Annotated in this window: 29 protein-coding genes; 20 read left to right on the forward strand and 9 right to left on the reverse strand. The window is 72.7% G+C overall.

Annotation, left to right across the window (positions count from 1 at the left end; genetic code table 11):
- The first annotated feature begins 23 nt into the window (after window positions 1-23).
- From IEZ05_RS33145 to IEZ05_RS33190, 10 genes are all read left to right on the forward strand, one after another.
- Window positions 24-899, forward strand: a complete 876-nt coding sequence (locus IEZ05_RS33145; protein ID WP_229869972.1) for a GntR family transcriptional regulator — start codon at window positions 24-26, stop codon at window positions 897-899.
- On the forward strand, window positions 899-1,648 hold the full coding sequence (locus tag IEZ05_RS33150; RefSeq protein ID WP_229869968.1) for an HAD family hydrolase: 750 nt from the start codon (window positions 899-901) through the stop codon (window positions 1,646-1,648). The genes IEZ05_RS33145 and IEZ05_RS33150 overlap by 1 nt, the downstream gene beginning before the upstream one ends.
- Window positions 1,649-1,717: 69 nt before the next feature.
- A complete protein-coding gene (locus IEZ05_RS33155; protein WP_189234012.1) occupies window positions 1,718-2,851 on the forward strand; it encodes a phosphotransferase family protein in 1,134 nt (377 codons plus the stop codon).
- A gap of 86 nt (window positions 2,852-2,937) precedes the next feature.
- Window positions 2,938-3,936 carry an ATP/GTP-binding protein gene (locus IEZ05_RS33160; protein ID WP_189234013.1) on the forward strand — a complete coding sequence of 333 codons (999 nt, stop codon included), beginning with the start codon at window positions 2,938-2,940 and terminating at the stop codon, window positions 3,934-3,936.
- Between the two features lie 10 nt (window positions 3,937-3,946).
- The gene (locus IEZ05_RS33165) at window positions 3,947-4,552 is read left to right on the forward strand and encodes a TetR family transcriptional regulator (RefSeq protein WP_189234014.1); all 606 of its coding nucleotides are present in this window, start codon (window positions 3,947-3,949) and stop codon (window positions 4,550-4,552) included.
- An 83-nt stretch (window positions 4,553-4,635) separates the two neighbouring features.
- Entirely contained in the window at window positions 4,636-6,768 is a 2,133-nt protein-coding gene (locus IEZ05_RS33170; protein ID WP_229869969.1) for a HelD family protein, read from the forward strand.
- Between the two features lie 136 nt (window positions 6,769-6,904).
- On the forward strand, window positions 6,905-8,197 hold the full coding sequence (locus IEZ05_RS33175) for a phosphatase PAP2 family protein (protein ID WP_189234015.1): 1,293 nt from the start codon (window positions 6,905-6,907) through the stop codon (window positions 8,195-8,197).
- A gap of 81 nt (window positions 8,198-8,278) precedes the next feature.
- The gene (locus IEZ05_RS33180; protein ID WP_189234016.1) at window positions 8,279-8,761 is read left to right on the forward strand and encodes a helix-turn-helix domain-containing protein; all 483 of its coding nucleotides are present in this window, start codon (window positions 8,279-8,281) and stop codon (window positions 8,759-8,761) included.
- An 80-nt stretch (window positions 8,762-8,841) separates the two neighbouring features.
- Entirely contained in the window at window positions 8,842-9,450 is a 609-nt protein-coding gene (locus tag IEZ05_RS33185) for a hypothetical protein (protein ID WP_189234017.1), read from the forward strand.
- A gap of 107 nt (window positions 9,451-9,557) precedes the next feature.
- Window positions 9,558-9,893, forward strand: a complete 336-nt coding sequence (locus tag IEZ05_RS33190) for a DUF2516 family protein (RefSeq protein ID WP_189234018.1) — start codon at window positions 9,558-9,560, stop codon at window positions 9,891-9,893.
- A gap of 24 nt (window positions 9,894-9,917) precedes the next feature.
- On the opposite strand, the gene IEZ05_RS33195 is transcribed toward IEZ05_RS33190, so the two are convergent.
- The 3 genes from IEZ05_RS33195 to IEZ05_RS33205 form a co-directional block, all read right to left on the reverse strand.
- On the reverse strand, window positions 9,918-11,294 hold the full coding sequence (locus IEZ05_RS33195; RefSeq protein ID WP_189234019.1) for a PP2C family protein-serine/threonine phosphatase: 1,377 nt from the start codon (window positions 11,292-11,294) through the stop codon (window positions 9,918-9,920).
- Window positions 11,295-11,564: 270 nt separating this feature from the next.
- On the reverse strand, window positions 11,565-12,668 hold the full coding sequence (locus tag IEZ05_RS33200) for a C40 family peptidase (RefSeq protein WP_189234020.1): 1,104 nt from the start codon (window positions 12,666-12,668) through the stop codon (window positions 11,565-11,567).
- Between the two features lie 290 nt (window positions 12,669-12,958).
- Window positions 12,959-13,771 carry a class I SAM-dependent methyltransferase gene (locus tag IEZ05_RS33205; RefSeq protein ID WP_189234021.1) on the reverse strand — a complete coding sequence of 271 codons (813 nt, stop codon included), beginning with the start codon at window positions 13,769-13,771 and terminating at the stop codon, window positions 12,959-12,961.
- Between the two features lie 132 nt (window positions 13,772-13,903).
- Here IEZ05_RS33205 and IEZ05_RS33210 point away from each other — a divergent pair, with 132 nt between their 5' ends.
- The 4 genes from IEZ05_RS33210 to IEZ05_RS33225 all read left to right on the forward strand — a co-directional run bounded on the left by IEZ05_RS33210 (window position 13,904) and on the right by IEZ05_RS33225 (window position 16,825).
- On the forward strand, window positions 13,904-14,332 hold the full coding sequence (locus tag IEZ05_RS33210; protein WP_189234022.1) for a DUF4260 family protein: 429 nt from the start codon (window positions 13,904-13,906) through the stop codon (window positions 14,330-14,332).
- On the forward strand, window positions 14,295-14,864 hold the full coding sequence (locus IEZ05_RS33215) for a TetR/AcrR family transcriptional regulator (RefSeq protein WP_189234023.1): 570 nt from the start codon (window positions 14,295-14,297) through the stop codon (window positions 14,862-14,864). Before IEZ05_RS33210 ends, IEZ05_RS33215 begins: the two co-directional genes overlap by 38 nt.
- A 130-nt stretch (window positions 14,865-14,994) precedes the next feature.
- A complete protein-coding gene (gene mshA / locus IEZ05_RS33220) occupies window positions 14,995-16,332 on the forward strand; it encodes a D-inositol-3-phosphate glycosyltransferase (protein ID WP_189234024.1) in 1,338 nt (445 codons plus the stop codon).
- Window positions 16,325-16,825, forward strand: a complete 501-nt coding sequence (locus IEZ05_RS33225; RefSeq protein WP_189234025.1) for a type III secretion system chaperone family protein — start codon at window positions 16,325-16,327, stop codon at window positions 16,823-16,825. The genes mshA and IEZ05_RS33225 overlap by 8 nt, the downstream gene beginning before the upstream one ends.
- A 7-nt stretch (window positions 16,826-16,832) precedes the next feature.
- On the opposite strand, the gene IEZ05_RS33230 is transcribed toward IEZ05_RS33225, so the two are convergent.
- Window positions 16,833-17,636 carry an AraC family transcriptional regulator gene (locus IEZ05_RS33230; protein ID WP_189234026.1) on the reverse strand — a complete coding sequence of 268 codons (804 nt, stop codon included), beginning with the start codon at window positions 17,634-17,636 and terminating at the stop codon, window positions 16,833-16,835.
- Between the two features lie 49 nt (window positions 17,637-17,685).
- On the opposite strand from IEZ05_RS33230, the gene IEZ05_RS33235 reads away from it, so the two are divergent.
- Window positions 17,686-18,123 (forward strand): DUF2000 domain-containing protein, encoded by a 438-nt coding sequence (locus tag IEZ05_RS33235; RefSeq protein WP_189234027.1) that lies wholly within the window; start codon window positions 17,686-17,688, stop codon window positions 18,121-18,123.
- A gap of 6 nt (window positions 18,124-18,129) precedes the next feature.
- Here the strand turns inward: IEZ05_RS33235 and IEZ05_RS33240 are convergent, their stop codons facing one another.
- Entirely contained in the window at window positions 18,130-19,404 is a 1,275-nt protein-coding gene (locus IEZ05_RS33240) for an MDR family MFS transporter (protein ID WP_189234028.1), read from the reverse strand.
- A gap of 155 nt (window positions 19,405-19,559) precedes the next feature.
- Here IEZ05_RS33240 and IEZ05_RS33245 point away from each other — a divergent pair, with 155 nt between their 5' ends.
- Window positions 19,560-20,321 carry a phosphoglyceromutase gene (locus IEZ05_RS33245; RefSeq protein ID WP_189234029.1) on the forward strand — a complete coding sequence of 254 codons (762 nt, stop codon included), beginning with the start codon at window positions 19,560-19,562 and terminating at the stop codon, window positions 20,319-20,321.
- Window positions 20,322-20,468: 147 nt separating this feature from the next.
- Entirely contained in the window at window positions 20,469-20,636 is a 168-nt protein-coding gene (locus IEZ05_RS33250; RefSeq protein ID WP_189234030.1) for a hypothetical protein, read from the forward strand.
- A 22-nt stretch (window positions 20,637-20,658) separates the two neighbouring features.
- Here the strand turns inward: IEZ05_RS33250 and IEZ05_RS33255 are convergent, their stop codons facing one another.
- Window positions 20,659-20,868: a hypothetical protein gene (locus IEZ05_RS33255; RefSeq protein WP_189234031.1), complete on the reverse strand. Its 210-nt coding sequence runs from the start codon at window positions 20,866-20,868 to the stop codon at window positions 20,659-20,661.
- Here IEZ05_RS33255 and IEZ05_RS33260 point away from each other — a divergent pair.
- Window positions 20,794-21,204, forward strand: a complete 411-nt coding sequence (locus tag IEZ05_RS33260; protein WP_373298895.1) for a DinB family protein — start codon at window positions 20,794-20,796, stop codon at window positions 21,202-21,204. The genes IEZ05_RS33255 and IEZ05_RS33260 overlap by 75 nt on opposite strands.
- Window positions 21,205-21,331: 127 nt before the next feature.
- Here the strand turns inward: IEZ05_RS33260 and IEZ05_RS33265 are convergent, their stop codons facing one another.
- The 3 genes from IEZ05_RS33265 to phoU form a co-directional block, all read right to left on the reverse strand.
- Window positions 21,332-21,580 carry an SCO4226 family nickel-binding protein gene (locus IEZ05_RS33265; protein ID WP_189234033.1) on the reverse strand — a complete coding sequence of 83 codons (249 nt, stop codon included), beginning with the start codon at window positions 21,578-21,580 and terminating at the stop codon, window positions 21,332-21,334.
- A gap of 98 nt (window positions 21,581-21,678) precedes the next feature.
- Window positions 21,679-21,834 carry a hypothetical protein gene (locus tag IEZ05_RS33270; protein ID WP_189234034.1) on the reverse strand — a complete coding sequence of 52 codons (156 nt, stop codon included), beginning with the start codon at window positions 21,832-21,834 and terminating at the stop codon, window positions 21,679-21,681.
- Between the two features lie 189 nt (window positions 21,835-22,023).
- Complete coding sequence (gene phoU, locus IEZ05_RS33275; protein ID WP_189234035.1) at window positions 22,024-22,713, reverse strand: phosphate signaling complex protein PhoU; 690 nt, start codon at window positions 22,711-22,713, stop codon at window positions 22,024-22,026.
- A gap of 201 nt (window positions 22,714-22,914) precedes the next feature.
- On the opposite strand from phoU, the gene IEZ05_RS33280 reads away from it, so the two are divergent.
- Both IEZ05_RS33280 and IEZ05_RS33285 read left to right on the forward strand, forming a co-directional pair.
- Window positions 22,915-24,240 carry a sensor histidine kinase gene (locus tag IEZ05_RS33280; RefSeq protein ID WP_189234036.1) on the forward strand — a complete coding sequence of 442 codons (1,326 nt, stop codon included), beginning with the start codon at window positions 22,915-22,917 and terminating at the stop codon, window positions 24,238-24,240.
- Entirely contained in the window at window positions 24,237-24,917 is a 681-nt protein-coding gene (locus IEZ05_RS33285; protein WP_004929857.1) for a response regulator transcription factor, read from the forward strand. The genes IEZ05_RS33280 and IEZ05_RS33285 overlap by 4 nt, the downstream gene beginning before the upstream one ends.
- Window positions 24,918-24,977 lie beyond the last annotated feature (60 nt).

Consider the following 24,977-nt stretch of genomic DNA (forward strand, 5'->3'; position numbering starts at 1 on the left):
TAGGTAGGTCGGAGTTGTAGCGTCTGGTCGTGACCCAGGAGAACGTGTCCGTGAACGGCAGCAGAAGGCTCTCGGCCCAGGAGATCGCCGACATCCTGCGGGAACGGATCCGCGGGGGCGACCTCAAGGCGGGCGACCGCCTGCCCACCCAGGCCGAACTGGCCGACGAGTTCAAGGTGGAGCGCGGCACCGTCCGCCAGGCACTTCGGGCCCTCCAGGAGGACGGCCTGCTCACCAACGTCAGCAAGGGCAGCCCGCCCCGCATCGCCGAGCCCCCTCCGGTCCGGGGCGAGCCGCAGCCGACGATGGTGGCGCTCGGGCCCCGGCTGGCGGAGGCGTTCTCGGTGCCCCACGTGCGCGTGGACGTCGTGTGCCACACCTCGGAGACGCTGATGCTGGCGCTCAGCGAGCCGCTCCGGCTGATCCACGAGGGCCGGATCCGCCCGGAGTCGATCGACTTCCGCGTGCTGATGCCGTCACGGGACATCGAGCTGGCCTTCCCCGTCCTGGTCGAGGACGAGGAGGACGACCCGGTCCACCAGCGCTGGCTGCAGATGCGCAACGCCCAGGCCCGCGTCCTCCAGCACAACCTGTACGCCGTGCGGTCCACCCACCGCGTCGACGTGCGCATCGCCTTCCGCGCGCTGCCCTTCACCCCGCCGATGAAGCTGTACCTGCTCAACGGCGAGGAGGCGCTCCTCGGCTACTACATGCTCACCCGGCGCGAGGAGGAGTACGAGAGCCGGACGCTGGAGATGTACGACGCCCTCGGCTCCCAGTCGCTGCTGTTCTCCTTCCTGACCCGCTCGGGTCAGCGGGACGCGGTGTTCGTGAAGGAATCACAGAAGTGGTTCGACGCCCTCTGGGAAACCATCACCACGGACATGACACTCTCCTAGTGACTTCTGATACGACGCAGACCGAGCCGGTGGCGGCGGACACGGAGAACCTCGGACGGCTGGTGCGCGGCGCCAGGTTCGTGCTCTGGGACTTCGACGGGCCGATCTGCCGGCTGTTCGCCGGGCACACGGCGGAGCGGGTGGCGGCCGACCTCGTCGACTGGCTCGAGGAGCGCGGGCTGCGCGGCCTGCTGACCCAGGCGGAACGGGAGTCCCCGGACCCGCACGCGGTGCTCCGCGCGGTGGACCGCCGGCATCCCGACAGTGACCTGGTGGCGGAACTGGAGGAACGTCTCACCCAGGAGGAGCTGCGGGCCACCGCCTCCGCCATGCCGACCGCGTACGCCGATCCGCTGATCCGGACCTGGACGGCCGTGGGCGTGCGGCTGGCCGTCGCCACCAACAACGCCCCGGGGGTCGTGCGCACCTATCTGACCGGCCGGAGTCTGCTGCCGTGCTTCACTCCGCACATCTACGGCCGCACCCAGGAACTGAGGCTCCTCAAGCCCGATCCGCACACCCTCGTCCGGGCGCTCAGCGCGATGGGAGCCGCGCCGGCCGCCTCCCTGTTCATCGGCGACTCCCCCTCGGACTGCGAGGCCGCCCGGCTGGCCCAGGTCCCCTTCCTCGGCTACGCCCGCAACGAACGCAAGGAGAAGTCCCTGCGGGACGCCGGCGCGGACACCGTCATCGGCTCCTTCGAACCGCTGCTGGCACTGCTCCGCACCGGCAGGGCGTCCGGGGGCTGACTCCGGCGTTCGGCGGACACCCTTCGGACGCGGCCGCCGGTGACGGACCGGAGGCGCTACTCTCCGGCCATGCACCGTCTGCCACACCGAGCGCACAAGGCGCTTGTGCGCCATTTTGTGGAGTCCCGGAGGCTCCGTGGCAGGGTCGAGGTGCTGCGCGGGCACCACAACACCAACTACGTGCTGCGCGCCGGACCGGTGCTGGCGCTGCTGCTGGGCGCCGTGCCGTTCACCCGGTTCAAGTACCGCGTCCCGCTGACGACCGTCGAGGTCGTGCCGCGCATCTGGCCGCGGGAGTCGGAGGTGCTCCGCGTCGTGTGCCGGCACCTGCGCGAGGTGCCGCCGTGCCTCGCCGACCTCGGCGACCGTTCCGTGCACCGGTACCGGATGGGCCGGGCGCTCAGCGAGCTCCGGACCGAGGGGACCGGGGGCGCGGACGAGACGCTCATGCGCGAGTTCGCCGCGTTCTTCGTCAGGACCGCGCGGGTCCCCGTGGCGGAACTGCCGGCCCGCCCCGGCGACTGGCCCGAGGACGGTGACACGCAGGGCTTCCTGGACTGGCTCGTCCGCTTCACCGAGGAGCGGGTGCACCGCCCCAACCGGGACCGCTTCGGCGCGCTCTTCGACGCGGTCGGCGTCCCCCGGGACGCGATGGCACGGTTCGCGGCGCACCACCGCTGCCGGACGGCCAGGCCGTTCCGGTTGCTGCACACGGACGTCCACCGTGCCAACGCGGTGCTCCGGGGCAAGCGGCTCACGGTGATCGACTGGGAGCTGGCGATATTCGGTGACCCCCTGCACGACCTCGCGACGCACCTCGTCCGCATGGGGTACGAGAAGCACGACCGGGTCCGCATGACGGAGCTGTGGGCCGAGGCGATGGAGGAGGCCGGTCTCGCCGGGCTGACCGCCGGCCTGGACGACGACCTCCCCGTCTACCTCGCCTTCGAGCACGCCCAGTCCGTCTTCCCCGACGTGATGCGCGCGGCGCTCGACCTGCCCGCCGACGCGGGCCCGGACCACTTCGGCCTCGCCGCCGACCGCGTCCGGCGTGCGACACGGCGGGCCCGCGAGCCGCTCCAGCTGGTCGACGTACCGGGCCGGGAACAGGTCCTGGACGCGCTGCGGGCGTGGCACGACGTGCACGGTGAGCACGGCCGGCCGGACGGTGTCCCCTCGGATCCGGCCCGACGGCCCGTATAGGCCCGCGCCGCCCTCTTCCTGCCGGCACCGGTACCGGGCACCATGAGTGGGCGCGGTGAGAACTCATGTGTCCACGGGGGGACTTGGTGCCGGAGCGCGGACCGTCGCTGGGCGGCAGGATGGTGGCGCGGTGGAGTCGTGCCGAGTCGGCGGTGACCAGGGTGCTGCTGCTGGCCGTCTTCTGCGTCGGCCTCGTGGCCCAGTTCGTCAAACCGGTGGGCGACGCCCTGCAGGGCAAGACCTACATCGGCGGAGCGCTGCTCAGCATCGTGGGCTACGTGCTGTACGCGGAGGTGCTGCGGCTGAACACGGCGCACGACGCGCAGCGGGAGCAGACGCGGCGACTGGACGAGACGGTCCGGCGGCTGGGCGAGGAGGTCCGGGACCTGACGGCGCGGCTGCGGCCGCGGTCGGGCGAGCACGCCACGACGGACCAGCTGGTGCGGGAGTGTGCCGAGGCGCTCCGGCGCGGCGGTGACGTCCGGCTGTGGGGGATGTGCTTCACCGGGGAGACCTTCGCCGATCCGATGAGGAGGGTGCTGGAGGATCTCCCTCCGGACCCGTCCCGGTCGGTGGACGTCCGCATCCTGGTACCGGACTTCACGCGGCCGATGGAGGTTCCCGGCCTGGTGCGGGACGCGGACGGCAAGCTGACGGACGCCCCAGGATTCCGCCGGTACCTGGTCGGGAAGATCGCTGGGTACGAGCGGGACCTGCGGATGATGCGCGGCCGGATGCTCCGCAGGGGACAGGGTGCGCTGTCGGTCGAGTTCCGGGTGGTGCACATGTCGCCGTTCCTGAAGCTCTACGTGATCAACGACGACGTGGTGTTCGAGGGGATCTACGACAAGATCGACCTGAGGCCGGACGAGTACCGCTCCCTGGTCCCGGCCCCGTCGCGGTCGCACGACGACGACCAGCTGCTGGACCTCATCGGGCACGGGTCGCTGCTGACCCGCTGGTGCCGGGACGACAGCGACCGGGGGCGCGACGTGGTCGCTCGCAGGCGGGCGTTCTTCGGTGTCCTGTGGGAGGCGGCGAGTGCCCTGGAGCCGCTCTCCGCGGCCGACGGGAGCGGTGCGTAGGCTCGGCGCCATGAGCGAGATCGGCCTGCGTGAGCGCAAGCGGCAGCGGATGTTCCGGCACGTGTCGGACATCGCCGTCGGGCTCTTCCTGGAGAAGGGTTTCGACGCGGTGTCCGTCGCGGAGGTGGCCGCCGCGGCCGAGATCTCCAAGCCGACCCTCTTCCGGTACTTCCCGGCCAAGGAGGACCTCGTCCTGCACCGGATCGCCGATCACGAGGGCGAGGCGGCCCGGGTGGCGGGGGAGGGGCCGGCGCCGCTCGCCGCGCTGCGACGGCACTTCCTGGACGGGCTGGAGCGGTCGGACCCGGTGACCGGGCTCAACGACCGTCCCGACGTGCTCGCCTTCCACCGGCTGCTCTACGGCACCCCCGCCCTGGTGGCCCGGCTCCACGGTCACCTGGAACGGTCGGAGGCCGCGCTCGCCGAGGCGCTCGGCGGCGACCTGGACGCCAGGCTGGCCGCCGGGCAGATCATCGCCGTGCAGCGGATCCTCGCGCAGGACAACTGGCGGCGGATCGCGGCCGGGGAGCGGGCGGAGGACGTACGGGCGGATGCCGTGGCGGCGGCGGAGCGCGCGTTCGCGCGGCTGGCGGCGGGGCTGCCGCGTCTCGCCTGACGGCTCGCGCCCGACCGGCTCAGCAGTGCGTAACTCGGACATAAATTTAACTCGGTAACGTTATTTCGGCTACGCTCGCCGCCATGACGTCACCGGACCCCGCCCTTCGGCACGCCCTCGACCGCGAGCGCGCCCACCACGAGCACTGCCGGACCGCCCTGGCCGCCATGATCGACGGCGCCCGGGACCACGTCGTCACCGGCGAGGACGTCTCCGCCTCCGGTGCCGACGCCGAGGTCCTCGGATACCGGCTGCGCAGCCGGGCCAAGGCCCTGGACGAACTGCCCGAGGGGCCGCTGTTCTTCGGGCGGCTCGACCTCGCCGGACGCGACGGTGACGGCGACCGCGAGCCTCCGGGGCAGGAGGACGACGGCCGGACACTGCACATCGGCCGGCTGCGGATCACGGAGGACCCCGCCGCCCCGCCGCTCGTCGTCGACTGGCGCGCCCCCGTCGCCCGCGCCTTCTACCAGGCCACCGCCCGCGCACCGCAGGGCGTCGCCGTCCGCCGCCGCTTCGGCTGGGCGCCCGGCAGCCTCGGGGACCCGGCCGACCTCACCGGACTGGAGGACGAGCACCTCGGGCGCGGGGAGTCCGGCCCGAGCGGCATCGTCGCCCGCGAGATCGAGCGGCCCCGCGTCGGACCCATGCGGGACATCGCCGCCACCATCCAGCCCGAGCAGGACGACCTGGTCCGCGCCGGCCTGACCGCCTCGGTCTGCGTGCAGGGCTCCCCCGGCACCGGCAAGACCGCCGTCGGCCTGCACCGGGCCGCGTACCTGCTCTACACCCACCCGCAGCGCATCCGGCGCGGTGGCCTGCTGATCCTCGGCCCCAACCCCACCTTCCTCTCCTACATCGCCGAGGTGCTGCCGGCCCTCGGCGAAACCGGCGTACGGCAGTCCACGCTCTCCCAGGAGATCGCCCTGCACCCGGTCACCGGCACCGACGACGAGCGGGCCGCCGCCGTCAAGCACGACGCCCGCATGGCCGAGGTGCTGCGCCGCGCCCTGTACGCGCGCGTGGCCGCCGACGCCGCCGACTCCCTCGTCGTGCCGGACGGTTCGTACCGCCGGCGGGTGCCGGGCGACGTGCTCGCGCGGATCGTGACGGACGTACGGGAGGAGCAACCGCCGTACGCCGTGGGGCGGGAGCGGGTGCGGTCCCGGATCGTGCGGTACGTCCAGGACGAGGCCGAACGGCGCGGCGGGCCGCGGAACGGCACCTGGGTGCGCCGGATCGAACGGGCCCGGCCGGTCGGCGCGTACCTCGACGCCGTCTGGCCGCGGGTGCGGCCGGAGGAGGTCGTCGCCCGGCTGCTCGGTGACCCGGGGGAGCTGGCGAAGGCCGCGGACGGGCTGCTGGACGCCGACGAGCAGAAGGCGCTGCACCGGGCGGCCGGGTCGCCGCGGTCGTGGCGGTCGGCGCGCTGGTCGGCCGCCGACCTCGTCCTCCTCGACGAGGTCGCCGGGCTCCTCGAACACCCCGAGGGCTACGACCACATCGTCGTCGACGAGGCCCAGGACCTGTCCCCGATGGAGTGCCGGGCCATCGCGCGGCGTGCGGTCTTCGGGTCGCTCACCGTCCTCGGCGACCTGGCCCAGGGCACCACCCCGTGGGCGGCGCGGTCGTGGCCGGCGCTCCTCGCCCATCTGGGCAGGCCGGAGGCGCCCGTGGTGCCGCTGACCACCGGCTTCCGGGTGCCGCGGGCGATCGTCGGCCTCACCAACCGGCTGCTCGCCCGGCTGGACGTGGACGTGCCCGAGGCCCGTTCCCTGCGCGGGGACGGAGAGCTGACGATGCGCCCGGCCGCGCCCGGCGATCTGGCGGACGCGGTCGCCGGCGCCGTCCGGAACGCGCTGGCCCGGGAGGGTTCCGTCGGTGTCGTCGCCGCCGACGCCGACGTCTCCCGGGTGCGGGCCGCCCTCGACGCGGCCGGAATCGCGGCGGCGGGTCCCGAGGAGCTCGGTGCCCCGGTGTCCGTGGTTCCGGCGAGCCTCGTCAAGGGCCTGGAGTACGACCACGTCGTCGCCGTCGAACCGGCGGCGATCGCCGAGGCGGAGGAGCGGGGACTGCACCGGCTGTACGTCGTGCTGACCCGGGCGGTGTCCCGGCTGGACGTGGTGCACGCACGGCCGCTGCCGTTCGGACGGAGGGGCCGAAAGCCATGGACGCACCCCGCGCCGGATTCGCTAGCATGTCCGAACTTACGATGATCGCCCATCACTCGTTCGTGTTTCCTTAACTGCCTGTTCCTCACAAATCGGCCAAAAATTGATACCTGCAGCGTCGCGCCTGTTGTCGCGAATAAGCGTCAGAAGCACGTTCACCGCGTGGCGTCGGCCACGGGTGATGCTGTGGACCACGGCGGGTGTGGCGGTCCTCGGGTTCCTCGTCGCGCTGGAGATCGCCGCGCGTCACTACGGCGAGCCGGGACCGATCACCAACCAGGCGCGCGAGGTGGTCTTCGCCCCCGCCTCCGGGCCGCTGCTGTACGCCAGCATGGCGTTGATGACGGTGGTGCTCACCTGGCGGCAGCGGTTCGTCGCGGCCGGCGTCGCGGTCGGCATCGACGTCGTCTTCGCCCTGGTGCGGTGGGCGGTCGGCGCCGAGATGAACTTCGGCAACGGCGCGCTGTGGGTGATCCTGGGCGGCGCGGTGGTCGCCGTCACGCGCCGCACCGGGCCGGAACGCGTCCTGCTGCTGAAGGGCGTCGGGCTGGGGCTGTTGCTGGTGGCCGGCCGCAAGACCGGCGACGCCTGGCTGCTCATCACGTCGAAGACCCGCCCGACGGTGCTGGACCAGTACCTGGCGAGCGCCGACCACGCGCTGGGCAACCCGTCGTGGGTGGCCGGCCGGATCGTCGGCGCCACCGGCCCGGTCGGCCATCGGGTCCTCGACTTCGTCTACGTCATGCTCCCCGTGGCCGCGGTCGTGGTCGCCGTGTGGCAGCTGCGCAAGGTGGCGGCCGAGCGACGCTTCCCGCGCCACCACCTGGTGCGCACCTTCCTGGCCGTCGGCCTGCTCGGGCCGGCCGTCTACATGGTCTTCCCGGTGGTCGGGCCGATCTTCGCCTATGGCGACGGCGCCTGGGGCACCGGCGGCGGGCCATGGGCGGTGGCCCATCTGTGGCCGCACACGCTGCCGCCGGCCGGCGCGCCGCAGCACATGCCGTACGACGCCTTCACCCCGCGCAACTGCATGCCCAGCCTGCACACGGCATGGGCCGTCGTGATCTTCATCCACTCCCGTACCGGCCCCCGCGTCCTGCGCTGGGCGGGCGCGTTCTGGCTGGTCGCCACGCTCACCGCGACGCTGGGATTCGGCTACCACTACGGCGTGGACCTGGTGGCCGGCGTGGTGTTCGCGTGCACGGTCGAGGCGGGGCTGCGCACGTACGACCGCGGTCTGGACTGGCCGGGCATCCGGCTGGTCGCCTACGGCGCGACGGTGTTCGGCGCGCTGCTCGTCTCGTACCGCTACCTGCCCGTGGAGATGGCCGCGCACCCGTGGGTGGCCGGGCCGCTCCTGCTGCTGGCGATGGCCTCCGTGGTGTACGGGTACACGCGCACCACCGGGCTGTGGGACCCCGAGGCCGTGCCGGTACCGGCACCGCAGGCGCGTCCCCAGCCCGAACTGGTGTGAGCCCGGCCGCCGGGCGGCGCCGAGGCGCACTCTTGCAAGCGGCTGCTTGCAATAGTTAGCACGCTGGTGCATGGTGGAGACATGGCTTCGCTCAACGTCGGCAATCTCGGTGAGTACCTGCGCGAGCAGCGGCGCAACGCGCAACTGTCGCTGCGGCAGCTCGCCGATGCCGCCGGGGTGTCGAATCCGTACCTGAGCCAGATCGAGCGCGGGCTGCGCAAGCCGAGCGCGGAGGTGCTCCAGCAGGTCGCCAAGGCGCTGCGGATCTCCGCCGAGACGCTGTACGTGCGTGCCGGGATCCTTGACGCGGAACGGGACCGGGACGAAGTGGAGACGCGTGCGGTCGTCCTCGCCGATCCCACGCTGAACGAGCGGCAGAAGCAGGTGCTGCTCCAGATCTACGACTCGTTCCGCAAGGAGAACGGGTTCGGTACGGACGACACCCCGGGCGAAGTCGCCGACGACGCCCCCGAGGGCGGCCTCGGCGGCGGCGGCTCCATACCCGGCCGCCGCCCCCGTACGAGCGGCGGCGGCGACGCCGACCCGCAGCAGACGGCCGGATGAGCACGAGCGAGCAGCCGGCCGGCCGGGCGCGGGACCACCAACCGACCCTCAGCCGAACGCATTCCGGGAGGACCAGCACCATGGCCATCACCGACGACCTGCGCAAGACCTTCAGCGACCCCACCCCGCTCTACTTCGCCGCCGGCACCGCCGACCTGGCCTTCCAGCAGGCCAAGAAGGTGCCGGTGCTGGTGGAGCAGCTGCGCACCGAGGCGCCGGCGCGTATCGAGGCCGTGCGCAACACCGACCCGAAGGCCGTCCAGGAGAAGGCGACGGCCCGCGTCAAGGAGACGCAGGGCACCCTGCAGACCAAGGTCAACGAGCTCCTCGGGTCCCTCGACGCCGACTTCAAGAAGCTCGGCGAGACCGCCCAGGACCTCGCGCTGCGCGGTGTCGGCGTCGCCGCCGAGTACGCCGTCAAGGCCCGGGAGACCTACGAGAAGGTCGCCGAGCACGGCGAGCAGGCCGTGCGCACCTGGCGCGGCCAGGCCGCCGACGGCATCGAGGACCTCGCCGAGGGCGTGGAGGAGGTGGCCGTGGCCGTCGAGCCGAAGCGCGAACCCGTCACGGTCACGGAGGACAAGCCGGCCGCGGCGAAGAAGACCCCGCCCGCCCGCAAGGCTCCGGCGAAGAAGCCCACCCCCACCCCCACCACCGTCGCCAAGAAGACGACGCCGCCCGGCAAGTAGGAGAGCGGAAGCACACGCGGGCCGGGCACCCTTGGGGTGCCCGGCCCGTTCTCCGGGTACGGTGACCGCGTAATGACGACCCGAGTCTGGTGGTGGACGTTGTGCTGATGCAGGGGTTCGCAGGCTTCATGTGGCTGCTGAGCACCGCCCTGATCGTTTTCAGCGGCTTCGCGCTGATCGACGCGGCCACGCGCCGGGAGGACGCCTACCGCGCGGCGGACAAGAAGACCAAGCCGTTCTGGCTGATCATTCTCGGACTCGCGTTCGTGGTGAACCTGCTCTTCCCGATCCTGTCGTTCCTGCCGATCATCGGTCTCGTCGCGACGATCGTGTACATGGTCGACGTGCGGCCCGTGCTGCGCGGCCTGCCGGGCGGCGGCCGCAACAGCCGCCGCGGCTCCAGCAGCGACGGCCCGTACGGACCGTACAACGGCGGACGCTGACCGCCGCGCCGCCCCGCGGGGCGGTCAGGGAGCCCGGTCCAGCAGCAGGACGGCCACGTCGTCCGTCAGCTCACCGCCGTTGAGGTCGCGGACCTCGTTGACGGCCGTCCGGATCAGCTCCTCGCCGCGCAGGCCGTCGGCGAAGCGGCGGCGGACCAGCTCCACCATGCCGTCCTGGCCGAGCCGCTCGCGGCCCTCGCCGATGTGGCCCTCGATCAGGCCGTCGGTGTAGAGCATCAGGCTCCACTCGGCGCCCAGCTCCACCTGCATGCGCGGCCAGCGGGCACCCGGCAGCAGCCCGAGCGCCGGGCCGTTGTTGTCGTACGGCAGCAGACGGGCGGGCATGCCGGGGCCGGCGATCAGCGGCGCCGGGTGTCCGGCCAGGCACAGGCCCGCGCGGCGCCCGTCCGGTGCGATGTCCACGGTGCACAGCGTCGCGAAGATCTCGTCGTCCGAGCGCTCGTGCTCCAGCACCTGCTGCAGCGTGCCGAGCAGCTGGTCCCCGCACAGGCCCGCCAGGGTCAGCGCACGCCAGGCGATCCGCAGCTCCACGCCGAGCGCCGCCTCGTCCGGGCCGTGCCCGCAGACGTCGCCGATCATGGCGTGCACGGTGCCGTCCGGGGTGCGGACCACGTCGTAGAAGTCGCCGCCGAGCAGGGCGCGCGAACGGCCCGGACGGTAGCGGGCCGCGAACCGCAGCGGGGAGCCCTCCAGGAGCGGGGTCGGCAGCAGACCGCGCTCCAGGCGCGCGTTCTCCTGCGCGCGCAGCCGGCCCTCGGCCAGGCGCCGCTCCGCCGAGTCGGACCGCTTGCGCTCGACGGCGTAGCGGATGGCCCGGCTCAGCAGCCGGCCGTCCAGCTCGTCGCGGAACAGGTAGTCCTGCGCGCCGACCGCCACCGCCTCCGCGCCGCGCTCGGCGTCGCTGGAGGAGGTGAGCGCGAGCACCGCGTGCCGGGGCGCCAGCTCCAGCACGTGCTTGAGCACCGCCAGCTCGTCGTCGTCCTCGCCGTCGCCCGCCCGCGCCGGGGCGGACAGGGCCAGGTCCAGCAGGATGCAGTGGACGTCGTCGGTCAGCAGCCGCTCGGCCTCGGTGAGGTTGCGTGCGGTGCGGACGCGGATCGGCTTGCCGGCCTGGTCGAGCAGGTCCGGCACGATCGGCGAGCCGGCCGGATCGTCCTCGATCAGCAGCAGCGTCAGGTTCGTGGGAGTGGTGCTCTCTCGCTGGTCCGTGGTCTTCTCGCGCTTCTCCGTCGGGTTCTCTCGCTGACTGGTGGGGTTCTCGGCCGGGTTCGTCCCGAGCGGGGCCTGTTCCGGGGAACGGCCGCTCCGCGGGGACGCGGCGGGCGCCTGACCACACTCCACGGCCGGGATCGCCCTCTGCCGCGGTACGGGTACGGGCATCGTCTGGGTTCCTTCCCTCCCCCCGAGGGCATGGCGGGGCGAGGGACCTCGACCCACCGACGGGGACCATAGCGGGTGACGGCGCCGCTGCGGAATGGTCCACCACACGTCGGACGGCCATCGGCCACTGTCATATGCCGCGTTCCGTACCGCAGTTGGACACGTCGACCGCGGTACGGGGATGACGAACGTCACGCGGGGCGGGGTGTCCGGCGTGGACTGGGTCACGTGGGCGGCGTCACGCCCGGGGCGCGGGCCGCGTGGCCCGCGTCACCGCGGGGGCGCGGTCGCCGTGTCCGGCCGCACCACGCCGAGGATCGGCATCGTGCCCGCCCCCGCGATCGTCACCGTGCGCCCGGGGCGCGGGGCGTGGACGACCTTGCCGTCACCGACGTACATCCCGACGTGGCTGGCGTCGTCGAAGTAGATGATCAGGTCGCCGGGGCGCATGTCCTTGATGTCGACGTGCCTCAGCTGCTGCCACTGCTGCTGCGAGGTGCGCGGGATCACCTGCCCGGCCGCCACCCACGCCTGTGAGGTCAGGCCGGAGCAGTCGTACGCGTCCGGGCCCTCGGCGCCCCACTGGTACGGCTTGCCGAGCTGGGCGGTGGCGTACTCCACGGCCTTCCTGCCCTGCTCGGTCGCGGAGGCGTCGAGGTCCTTGACCACGCCGGAGCCGAGCCAGGCGGCCTGGGCCTTCTCCTGGGCCAGCCGTTCCAGCCGGGCGAGGCGCTCCTTCTCCTCCTGCTCCAGCTCGGACTCGAGCTTCTCGGCCGCCGCGATCTGCCCCTCGATCTTCTTCTGGGCCTTGGCCTTGGCCTTGCGGTTGGCCTCCAGCTTCTTCCACTGGGCGGAGGCGTCCGCCTGGTAGGCCTTCAGGTCCTCCTGGGCGCGGGCCATCTCGCCGAGCAGGCCCTTGGTGGCGCGCTGGCCCTGCATCACCCGGCCGGTGCTGTCGAGGAACTCCTCGGGGTCCTCGCTCAGGATCAGCTTGGCCTCGTCGGACAGCCCGCCGGTGCGGTACTGGGCGCGGGCCGCGGCACCCGCGCGGTCCTTGAGGCGGTCCAGCCTCTCCTGGCCCTCGACGATCTTCTTGGCCAGTGCGACGATCTCGGCGGACTGCTGCTGCGCCTTCTCCTCGGCGGCGTTGTACTCGTCCGTGGCCGAGGCCGCCGCGCGGTAGAGCTCGTCGAGCTTCTTGCGCACGGCCTCCAGGTCCTTGCCGGGAGCCGCCGCGGGCAGTGCCGTCGTGGAGGCCGTCGGTGTCGGGGCGGGGCCCGGGTCCGCGAACGCCGTGCCCGGGGCGGCCAGCACGGTGACCGCGCAGACCACGGTCACGGCGGCAGTCGTCAAGCCACGCTTCCCCGTACGCATACCTCGCCCCCAGAGCTGATTTACCGTCAGTAACTTCCGTCGCTCGAGGGATCGTGCCATGCCGGCGCGGAAAGCGACAGAGGGGATACTTCCGGGGCTTGTGGAGGGCTTCCCCCCGCTTGCCGCGGCTTTGCCGCCGCTTCTCCCCCTGTCGCTCCGCCCGTGTCTCCCGCTGTTCCCGCCCGCTTCGCCACCGCCGCTCCCCGTCTTCCCCCGCTGTGCCGGCACGGCGCTTCCCGTGCTGTGTGACGAACACCTCACGGAGATCGTTCCCGTGCCGAGGCCGCCGCTCAGCCGCGCGGGGCCAACGCCTCCCAGCGCACCGTCACTTCACCCTGCCGCCACCGCCCCGGACCGTCACTCACCGGCCAGTCGGCGCCCAGGTCCCGCACCGCCCGCATCCAGCGCTGGCGGGCGCCGTAGGAGGCGTAGGGCGCGGCGGCGGCCCAGGCGCGGTCGAAGTCGCGCAGGAAGGCGTGCACCGGCTCGCCGGGGACGTTGCGGTGGATGAGCGCCTTGGGCAGCCGTTCGGCCAGGTCGGAGGGGCGGTCCAGGGAGCCGAGCCGGGTGGCGAAGGTGACCGTGCGCGGCCCCTCCGGTCCGAGCGCGACCCACACGTGCCGCCGCCCGATCTCGTCACAGGTGCCCTCGACCAGGAGGCCGCCGCGGGAGTGCGCCGACGCCGGGGCGAGCCGCGCGCACAGCCGCTGCCAGACGGCGGCGACCTCGTCCTCGTCGTACTGGCGCAGCACGTTCGCCGCGCGGATCAGCGACGGGGGCCGGGGGACCGGGACCTCGAAGCCGCCGTGCCGGAAGACGAGCCCCGCGCGCGCGTACGGCTCGGCCGCCGCCACCCGCGCCGGGTCGATCTCGACGCCCACCACGCGCGTGCGCGGCGCGACCGTGCGCAGGCGGTGCAGCAGCTCGACGGCGGTCCAGGGGGCCGCGCCGTAGCCGAGGTCGACGGCGACGGGGTCGGCGGCGCGGCGCAGTTCGGCGCCGTGCGTGGCCGCGATCCAGCGGTCCATGCGGCGCAGCCGGTTCGGATTGGTCGTCCCGCGCGTGACCGCCCCTACGGGGCGGGGGGCGGCGCGGGCTGTCATGCGTACGAGGGTATGCGGCCGGTCCTGCCCGGGCCGGGCCAGGGAGGCACGCTTGACGGCTAACACCGTTAGCCCTACGGTGGGGCTAACCGCGTTAGCCTACGTCCCGCCCAGCACGAGGGGAACGAACCCATGAGCACGGTCACCGTGACGCCCACCGCCACTCCACGTCCTCCGCGTGCGCTTCCCCTCGCCCGGCGCACCGCCTGGCTGCTGGGCGCGCTGTTCTGGTCCGCGTTCGCCGTCCTGGAGGCGGTGCACCACGGCTGGGCCGCGGGCCTCCTCGCGTTCGCCTTCTTCCTGGCGCCCGACCTGACCTTCCTGGCGGGCCTGTCCGACGCGCCCCGCATGGAGAAGGGGCGGCTGCCGCCCCGCGCGGTGCCGTACTACAACGCCGCCCACCGTGCCACGATCCCGCTCGCGCTCCTCGTGATCTCCACCGTGGCGCCGCTGACCTGGGCGCCTGTGTTCGCCGCGCTGTGCGGGTGGCTCGCCCACATCTCGTACGATCGCGCCTTCGGCTATGGACTGCGTACGAAGGAGGGCTTCCAGCGTGGCTGACCGCCTGTCCCCCCGGGCCCGGGAGATCGCCGCGGCGGCGCGCGTGCTCCTGGAGGAGTCCGGGCCCGCCGCGCTCACCCTGCGGGCGCTCGCCGACCGCCTCGGCATCAAGGCCCCCTCCCTCTACAAGCACTTCCCGGACAAGAAGGCCGTCGAGGTCGAGCTGGTCGCCCAGTTCCTCACCGAGGCCGCCGAGGCGATGGAGGCCGCCGTGGCGCGGTCTCCCGGCTCGCCGGTGGCGCTGGCGCGGGCGTACCGGGCCTACGCGCTCGCGCACCCCCACCTGTACTGCCTGGCCAACGAGCGCCCCCTGCCCCGCGAGTCCCTCCCGGCCGGCCTGGAGGACCGGGCCGCCGCACCGCTACTGCGGGCCTGCGGCGGGGACGGGGACCTGGCGCGCTCGGTCTGGGCGTTCGCGCACGGGATGGTGGTCCTCGAGATCCACGGCCGGTTTCCCCCGGATGCGGACCTGACGGAGGCGTGGAGGAAGGGCATGGAAGCCCTCGCACGCACCGCGTCATCGAACGGTTGAGCGACCGCCGGTAATGATTCGGTAAAGGGCGGCGAACCGGAAATGGGGCACCGTCCTCCGGTGTTCCCACACCTTGGAGGGCGACGCCTGTCCTCCGACCGGCATGCCCGCAGCGGAGGAGGAACGGCTCGTGAGCCAGTACGTCAGCAGGCTCGGGCGTCGCTCACCGGCGGCCTCCACGCGGCTGCGGCTGCATCGCAGGCCCCGCCGCGTCGCCATGCTCTCCGTGCACACCTCACCGCTCCACCAGCCCGGCACCGGCGACGCCGGCGGCATGAACGTCTACATCGTGGAGCTCGCGCAGCGCCTGGCCGCGATCAACATCGAGGTCGAGATCTTCACGCGCGCGACCACCGCCGCCCTCCCGCCCACCGTCGAACTGTCGCCCGGCGTCCTCGTCCGGCACGTCGACGCCGGCCCCTACGAGGGGCTCGCCAAGGAGGACCTGCCGGCCCAGCTGTGCGCCTTCACCCACGGGGTGATGCAGGCCTGGGCCGGACACCGCCCCGGCTACTACGACCTCGTGCACTCCCACTACTGGCTCTCCGGCCACGTCGGCTGGCTCGCCGCCCAGCGCTGGGGCGCCCCCCTGGTGCACGCCATGCACACCATGGCCAAGGTCAAGAACGCCAACCTGGCCGACGGCGACACCCCGGAACCGGCCGCCCGCGTCATCGGCGAGACCCAGATCGTCGCCGCCTCCGACCGGCTGATCGCCAACACGGCCGAGGAGGCCGACGAACTCGTCCGGCACTACGCCGCCGACCCGGCCAAGGTCGCCGTCGTCCACCCGGGCGTCAACCTCGACCGGTTCCGCCCCGCCGACGGCCGCGCCGCCGCCCGCGCCCGCCTCGGCCTGCCGCAGGACGCCCTGATCCCCCTCTTCGCCGGCCGCATACAGCCCCTGAAGGCTCCCGACGTCCTGCTGCGCGCCGTCGCCGTCCTCCTCGACGAACGCCCCGAGCTGCGCTCCCGCATCGTCGTCCCCGTCGTCGGCGGCCCCAGCGGCAGCGGCCTCGCCAAGCCGGAGGGCCTGCAGAAACTCGCCGCGCGGCTCGGCATCGCCGACGTCGTACGGTTCCGCCCGCCGGTCGGCCAGGAACAGCTCGCCGACTGGTTCCGGGCCGCGTCCGTGCTGGTCATGCCGTCCTACAGCGAGTCCTTCGGCCTGGTCGCCATCGAGGCCCAGGCGACCGGCACGCCCGTGCTGGCCGCGGCGGTCGGCGGCCTCCCGGTCGCGGTGCGCGACGGGCACACCGGCCGGCTCGTCCAGGGCCACGAACCCGCCGCGTACGCGCGCGTGCTGCGCGACTTCGCCGACCAGCCGGACCTCGTGTCCCGCATGGGCGACGCCGCCGCCCGGCACGCCCAGTCCTTCGGCTGGGACAGCGCCGCCGCGGCGACGGCCGACGTCTACACGGCCGCGGCCCAGTCCCACCGCCGTCGCGTACGCTCCCACCATGGCTGAGGCACAGAAGGCAGCGCAGATCCTCGAGGGCGCCCTGAAGGACGCCGAGCTGGAGTGGGAGAGCCCCGAGCCCGGCAACTACGTCGTGAAGCTCCCCGGCACCCGCAAACTGTCGACCACGGTCTCCTTCCTCCTGGGCCGGCACTCCCTCTCCCTGAACGCCTTCGTCGTCCGCCACCCCGACGAGAACGAACCGGCCGTCCACCGCTGGCTGCTGGAGCGCAACCTCAAGCTGTACGGGGTGAGTTACGCCGTCGACCGCCTCGGCGACGTCTACGTCACCGCCAAGCTCCCGCTGTCCGCCGTCACCGCCGACGAGATCGACCGCCTCCTCGGGCAGGTCCTGGAGGCCGCCGACGGCGCCTTCAACACCCTGCTGGAGCTGGGCTTCGCGTCCGCCATCCGCAAGGAGTACGCGTGGCGGACCTCGCGCGGGGAGTCGACGCGGAACCTGGAGGCGTTCCAGCACCTGATCGAGCGCTCCGAGGACTGACGTCCGGTCAGCGCCGCTGCGCCCCGGTGCGGTAGCGCCCCGGCGTGACCCCCACCAGCCTCTTGAAGTGCCGGGTCAGATGGGCCTGGTCGTAGAACCCGGTCGCGCCCGCCACGTCGGCCGGCGCACGCCCCGCGAGCAGCAGCCGCCGGGCCAGATCCACCCGACGGGACATCAGGTACTGGTGCGGGGCGATCCCGTACGCCGTGCTGAACGCCCGCACCAGATGGGCCGGATGGGCGGACACGAGCCCGCCGGCCTCCTCCAGCCCGACGCCCTCGACGACCCGCTCGTCCAGCAGCTCACGCAGCCGGCGGGCGAGGACGGGGTCGGGCCGCGCGGAACCGGGCGCGCCCCGGGGCCGGAGGTGGGCGTGCAGCCGCTCCCCGATCAGCGTCAGCCTGCTCTCCGCCTCCAGCTCGTCACCGGGCCGGGCCAGCGCGGCGTGCACCTGCCCGACCCGCCGCCGCAGCACAGGGTCACGCAGGTCGGGGGCGTCGACCGCGCGCCCGATCAGCTCCTCGCCGAGCCGGGAGGCGTCCAGGTACAGGACGCGCTTGCGGAAGCCGTCCGGGGTGGCGGGGGAGCCGTTGTGCGGCACGTGCGGCGGCAGCAGCGACACCGTGTCGTGCGGCGTGCCGTGCTCGTGCCGGTCCAGGTCGTAGCGGACGGCACCGTCGTCCACGATGAGCAGCGTCCAGGCGTCGTGGACGTGCATCGGGTAGCTGTACTCGGTGTAGTGGGCGTGGAAGACCTCGACGACGCCCGGGACCCGGGGACGCCAGGCGGATACTTTCCGCTGGTCGGCCATGCAAAAAACGTACAAGACCGCGCCCCGCGCCGACCGGCAGTCTCACGGTATGAGCACGCACGACACCGAGAGCCCCGTCCGCTTCGACACCAAGATCGCCGTCCTGTTGCGCGAGGACCTGGAGACCTGGCAGCGCCTCAACGTCACCGCCTTCCTGGTCAGCGGCCTGGGCAGCCAGATCCCCGAGGTGATCGGCGAGCCCTACGAGGACGCCGACGCGACCGCGTACCTGCCGATGTTCCGGCAGCCGGTGCTGGTCTTCGAGGGCACCAAGGAGACGCTGACCAACGCCCACGCGCGCGTGTTGTCCCGCGCCCTGCCCCGCGCGGTGTTCACCTCCGACCTCTTCACCACCGGCAACGACCGTGACAACCGGGCGGCGGTGAGGGCCGTGCCGACCGCGGAGCTGGACCTGGTCGGACTGGCGGTGTACGGCCCGAAGAACGCGGTGGACAAGGTGCTGAAGGGGGCGCGGATGCACCCGTGAGGGGCGTCAGGCCGCGCTGACCTCGGGTTTCGCGGGCTCCTCGGCGACGGGCACCTCGGCCGCCGTCGGCTCCTCTTCCGGCAGCCGTCGCATCAGTGCCCCGTACCCGACGGCGGCCACCGTGCCGACGACCGCGCACATGCCCCACAGCCACTCGGCGCCCCAGTGGTCGATGACGAAGCCCGACATCAGCGGCGCGACCAGTGAGGCGACGGCCCAGGACATGGTGTACATGCCCTGGTAGCGCCCGCGCCCGTGCACGGGGGAGAGGCGCACGACCAGCCCCGTCTGCGTCGGCGCGTTGACGATCTCGGCCAGCGTCCACACGCACACGGTGAGGGCGAACACCCCGACCGACCCGGCGAAGGCGGTGAGCCCGAAGCCGTACCCGGCGAGCAGCGACGAGGCGACGAGCAGCCGCCGGGGGTCCCGGTGCTCGATGAACCGGGTGACCGGAATCTGCAGGACGACGATCAGCACGCCGTTGACGGCGATGGCCAGGCCGAAGTCCGCGGGTGTGAACCCGGCCTCGCCCATGGCGACCGGCAGGCCCAGGTAGCCCTGCTGGAAGATGAGGGCGACCAGGAAGGACAGCCCGACGACGCTCATGTAGCGCCCGTCGCGCAGGACGGTCATCAGGGAGACGGGGGGCTCGCCCGCCGAGCCGGCGTCCAGGGAGGTCTTCCCGGGCCGCGACTCGGGCAGCTTCACGAAGACGAGGACCGCGCAGACCAGGGTCATGCCCGCCTCGATCAGGAAGCCGGCCAGATAGCTGAACTCGGCGATGAACCCGGCGCCCATCGAGGAGATCGCGAAGCCGAGGTTGATGGCCCAGTAGTTCAGCGAGAAGGCGCGGATACGGTCCTCGGGCCGCACGATGTCCGCCATCATCGCCTGCACGGCCGGCCGGGAGGCGTTGCTCGCCATGCCGACCAGGAAGGCGACGGCCGCGATGGCGACCGGGTCCCGCATGAAGCCGAGCAGCGCGACGGACGCAGCGGTGGAGGCCTGCGCGACGAGCAGCGTGGGCCGCCGCCCGAGCCGGTCCGTCATCACCCCGGCGCCCAGCGAGGACACGACCCCGCCGAGTCCGTGCAGGGCGGCGACCAGACCGGCGTACGAGGCGGAGTAGCCGCGGTCGAGGGTCAGGTACAGCGCCATGAAGGTGGCGACGAAGGCACCGAGCCGGTTGACCAGGGTGCTGGTCCACAGCCACCAGAACTCGCGCGGGAGCCCGGAGACGGACTCGCGCGCGGCATGTCTCAGCCCGGCGACGGACATGGGGACCCCCGTGATGGCATGTAAGCGGCTCAAGCGATGAGCACAACTTACGAGCGCGCGGTTGTCGCAGGCCAGTCAATTAACAGTTCCCGTCAACCGTCCGCCCAGCGGGCGCGGCGCGCGGTCGGTCAGGGGGGTCGATTACGCTCGGAGCCATGGCCGACGCACCGTACAAGCTGATCCTCCTCCGCCACGGCGAGAGCGAGTGGAACGAGAAGAACCTGTTCACCGGCTGGGTGGACGTCAACCTCACCCCGAAGGGCGAGAAGGAGGCGACGCGCGGCGGCGAGCTGCTCAAGGACGCCGGCCTGCTGCCCGACGTGGTCCACACGTCCGTCCAGAAGCGCGCGATCCGCACGGCCCAGCTCGCGCTGGAGGCCGCGGACCGCCACTGGATCCCCGTGCACCGCCACTGGCGCCTGAACGAGCGCCACTACGGCGCCCTCCAGGGCAAGGACAAGGCCCAGACCCTCGCCGAGTTCGGCGAGGAGCAGTTCATGCTGTGGCGCCGTTCCTACGACACCCCGCCGCCGCCGCTGGACCGCGACGCCGAGTACTCCCAGTTCTCCGACGCGCGCTACGCGATGCTCCCGCCGGAGCTGCGCCCGCAGACGGAGTGCCTGAAGGACGTCGTCGTCCGCATGCTGCCGTACTGGTTCGACAACATCGTCCCCGACCTCCTCACCGGCCGCACGGTCCTGGTCGCGGCGCACGGCAACTCGCTCCGCGCCCTGGTCAAGCACCTCGACGGCATCTCCGACGCCGACATCGCGGGCCTGAACATCCCGACGGGCATCCCGCTCTCCTACGAGCTGGACGCCGACTTCAAGCCGGTCAACCCGGGCGGCACGTACCTCGACCCGGACGCGGCGGCGGCGGCGATCGAGGCCGTGAAGAACCAGGGCAAGAAGAAGTAAGCGGTACTGAGAAAGCCCCCGACCTGCGTCCCTCCGGCAGGTCGGGGGCTTTTGATCGAGACCTGTACGCGGCGATCACCACCTGCGATCATGCTCGCCAGGGCGCGAGCCCATGAGTCTGGGGGTAGGACGTTGCGTAACTTGATCGTGAGCCTTCTGTTGGTCATCGCCGTGTTCGCTCTGGCGCTGGTGGCGTTCGGCAGCGGCATGGGCGGGGTGGAGATCGGCATCTGGTTCGTCGCGCAGCTCGCCGCGATCGCCTTCGTGATCCTCCGCTACGTGCGGCAGCGGCGCCTCGGTCAGACGCCGTCCTAGCCGCCGGGCAAGCAGAGGGCCGTCAGCGCCGTCCGGCCCGTGGCCTGCCTATCGCCAGGTCCGCCCGCGCCGCCTGATGGAGGCTGTTCAGCGCGTCGATGAGCGTGGAGCCGAGCTCGGCACGGCGGGTGGCGGAGGCGCCGGACGGGTCACGGGCGTGGGTCAGCAGGTCCCAGAGGCGCTCGTTGACCTTCCACGCCGCCTGCGAGGCGCTGTCCTCCGCGAGCAGCACGAGGTGCTCAGGAGCTCCGCCGATGCCTTCGGCGCGGTCGATCCGGACGATCCCGCGGTGCCGGTGCCGCTGCCCCCGTTCCAGGTGCCGGCCGAGCTGGCGGCCGGCGCCGCCGCACTCGACCTCGCGGTCCACGCGTGGGACATCGCCGTCGCGACCGGTCAGCCCTCACCGCTGACGCCGTCCCTGGCCCGGTCGCTGCGTCCGGTCGCCGAGGCCCTGGTGGAACCGTTGCGCGGCTTCGCCTTCGGCGCGGCGACCGAGCCGGAGGCCGGCGCGGACGACGCCGACGCGCTCCTCAACTACCTGGGGCGGCGCACGGGGTGGAAAGCGTGACGTCAGGGCCTGACGCCGCCTCCGCCTCCTAACGACCCCCGCAGGGCCTCCGGCGTCGCGCCCGGTGCCAGGGACTGGACCCGTACTCACTCGCGGCGGCGCGACGCCTACGGGGAGACAGGAGCCGTCATACCGACAGCGAGACCTCGTGGATCTCGTCCGCCTTGTGTCCCGTGCGTTCGTGGACGCGCTGGACCGCTTCGGCCGTCGGGCCCTCGGACAGGCAGTAGATCGTGCCGGAGTCCGGGTCCGCCCACGCGTGCTCGAAGTGGACGCCCTCGTCCTTCTCCAGCGCCAGGTCGGCCTGGTGCGCCTGGTGGAGCTGGTCCGCCGTGATTCCGTGCATCCCGCGGTGCACGTCCATGAAGTGAGCCATGGCCTCGCACCCCCTTCAGGGTTCTCCCCTCCAGGGTGCGCCCGTACGGCGGCCGGAGCGAGCCCGGCCGCCGTACGCGTCACCGCGTCATCGCCCCGTCAGCCGCACTGGCACGGGTTGCCCGACTGGCAGCCGCAGCCGCAGCCCGAACCGCAGCCGCAGGCGGCGATCAGGGGCAGGCTGCGGAGGTCGGCGGGCTGCTCGGTCCGGCGTTCCTGCGCGGGGTCGGGTGTCGTGCTGGGGGAATCGGCCATGGGTTCCTCCTCGAGGCTGGTGCCTGAGCCCATTGGAAGCCCGGAGCCCTGGTCGCATCAACGGCGCACTGAGGCGCTCTCGCGCGCCCCCGGGAGGCCGCTCGATGCGCCCAGGCGTCGACTCGATGCGCCCGGGCGGCCGACCCGCGGGCATCCGCCGGCACGACCCGCCGCCCGGCGACACGGCCGTCAGGCCCCCTCCACCCCCGTCACCGGCTGGATGTCCGCCTGGAGCTCGTCCGCGTGCTCGCCCGTGACCAGGTAGACCACCCGCTTGGCGACCGCGACGGCGTGGTCGGCGTAGCGCTCGTAGTAGCGGCCGAGCAGGGTCACGTCCACGGCCGTCTCGATGCCGTGCTTCCAGCGGTCGTCCATCAGGTGCTGGAAGAGGGTGCGGTGCAGGAGGTCCATGGCGTCGTCGTCCTGCTCCAGCTGGAGCGCCAGGTCCACGTCCTTGGTGATGATCACCTCGGCCGCCTTCGCCATCAGGCGCTGCGCGAGCTGGCCCATCTCCAGGATCGTGGCGTGCAGGTCGTGCGGGACCGCACGCGCCGGGTAGCGCAGCCGGGCCAGCTTGGCCACGTGCTGGGCCAGGTCGCCCGAGCGCTCCAGGTCGGCCGACATCCGCAGCGACGTGACGACGATCCGCAGGTCCGTCGCCACCGGCTGCTGCCGGGCCAGCAGGGCTATGGCCTTCGCCTCCAGCTCGTGCTGGAGTTCGTCGACCTTCTGGTCGCCCTCGATCACGTGCTCGGCCAGCTTCAGGTCGGAGTCGAGGATGGCGGTCGTGGCGCGCCCGATCGCCGACCCGACCAACCGGGCCATCTCCACCAGACTGTCGCCGATCGAGTCCAGTTCCTCGTGGTACGCGTCCCGCATCAGGTTCCCTCTCGTACGTCCTAGGAGGGGGCTCGAACCCCTCGCCGCACCCCCACGCTTACACGCTCCGGCCCGTACGCGTCCGTTTCCGGCATCCCAAGTGAACCGGCCCTGGCTCCAAGGTGAACTTCGGGCGACGAGTGTTCGAGGTCGCACCCCGATGGCTGATGCCGGGACGTTCGCCATGCCTAACCTGGACTCATGGACGTGAACGCGGCGGTCGCCGCAGCGGCAGCGATCGCCGGAGTACTCACCGGCGTCATCGCCATGCTCGCGTTCCGCTGGAGCGAGCGCGACCAGAAGCGCCCCACCCGCACCTCCCTGCACACGGACCCGGTGCTCCCGCCCGGCGTGGACACCGTCCTGTCGGTGCTGCGGTCCTCCGCCGTCGTCCTCGACGAGGCCGACGGAGTCGTCAAGGCCAGCTCGGCGGCGTACGCCCTCGGCCTGGTCCGGGGCGGCAAGCTCGCCGTCGAGCCGATGCTGCAGATGGCCCGGGACACACGGCGGGACGGGGAGATACGGCAGGTCGAGCTGGATCTGCCGAGGCGGGGCACCGGGCGCGGCGAGGCACTCGCCGTGTCCGCGCGTGTGGCGCCCCTCGGGTCGCGGCTGGTGCTGCTGCTGGTCGAGGACCTGACCGAGGCCCGCCGCATCGAGGCCGTGCGGCGCGACTTCGTCGCCAACGTGAGCCACGAGCTGAAGACGCCGGTCGGCGCGCTCTCCCTGCTCTCCGAGGCCGTCATGGACGCCTCCGACGATCCGGAGGCCGTGGAGCGGTTCGCCGGGCGCATGCAGATCGAGGCGACCCGGCTCACCAACCTCGTGCAGGAGCTCATCGACCTGTCCCGGGTCCAGAACGACGACCCGCTGGACGACGCCGAGCCCGTCCGGGTCGACGAGCTGGTCGCCGAGGCCATCGACCGCTGCCGGCAGGCGGCCGGCACGAAACAGATCACGATGGCCGCCGGAGGCACCGCGGACCTGCACGTCCGCGGCAACCGCGGCCAGCTCGCCGCCGCTCTCGGCAACCTCGTCGAGAACGCCGTCAACTACTCGCCCGCCCGCACCCGCGTCGGCATAGCGGCCCGGCGCGTCAGCGCGCCCGGCGGCGACCTGATCGAGATCGCCGTGACCGACCAGGGCATCGGGATCTCCGAGAAGGACAAGGAGCGCGTCTTCGAGCGCTTCTACCGCGTCGACCCGGCCCGCTCCCGGGCCACCGGAGGCACCGGCCTGGGTCTCGCGATCGTCAAGCACGTGGTCGCCTCGCACGGCGGGGAGGTCACGGTGTGGAGCGCCGAAGGCCAGGGCTCCACGTTCACCCTGCGACTGCCGGAGTCGGGCACCGCCCGCGACCGCGCAGCACGGCGGACCGCCCACGACGCCGACCACATGGACCAGGTGGAACAGATGGACCTGGGACACGTGGAGCACGGCGAGATCGCCGGCGACGGACGGTCCGCCCCCACCACCCCCCATACATCCCCGTACGAAACGCTTCCCGCCCCGGAGGTCCTTCCGTGACCCGTGTGCTCGTCGTCGAGGACGAGGAGTCCTTCTCCGACGCCCTGTCCTACATGCTCCGCAAGGAGGGCTTCGAGGTCGCCGTCGCGACCACCGGGCCCGACGGACTCGACGAGTTCGAGCGCAACGGCGCCGACCTCGTCCTCCTCGACCTGATGCTGCCCGGCCTGCCGGGCACCGAGGTGTGCCGTCAGCTGCGCGGCCGCTCGAACGTACCCGTGATCATGGTGACCGCCAAGGACAGCGAGATCGACAAGGTCGTCGGGCTGGAGATAGGGGCCGACGACTACGTCACCAAGCCCTTCTCCTCGCGCGAGCTGGTCGCCCGCATCCGGGCCGTCCTGCGCCGTCGCGGCGAGCCGGAGGAGGTCACCCCCGCCGCACTGGAGGCCGGGCCGGTCCGCATGGACGTCGACCGGCACGTGGTGACCGTCGGCGGCACCAAGGTCGACCTGCCGCTGAAGGAGTTCGACCTGCTGGAGATGCTGCTGCGCAACGCCGGCCGCGTGCTGACCCGCATGCAGCTGATCGACCGGGTGTGGGGCGCCGACTACGTCGGTGACACGAAGACCCTCGACGTCCACGTCAAGCGGCTGCGCGCCAAGATCGAGCCCGACCCGGGCGCGCCGCGGTACCTGGTGACGGTACGCGGGCTCGGCTACAAGTTCGAGCCGTAGCCGGACCGGCCCCGGCCCCTTTCCGGACCGCCGGACGGTACGCCGAAGGGCGGGACTCCC

The organism is Streptomyces flaveolus, from assembly GCF_014648815.1.
GTDB classification, from domain to species: Bacteria; Actinomycetota; Actinomycetes; order Streptomycetales; family Streptomycetaceae; genus Streptomyces; species Streptomyces flaveolus.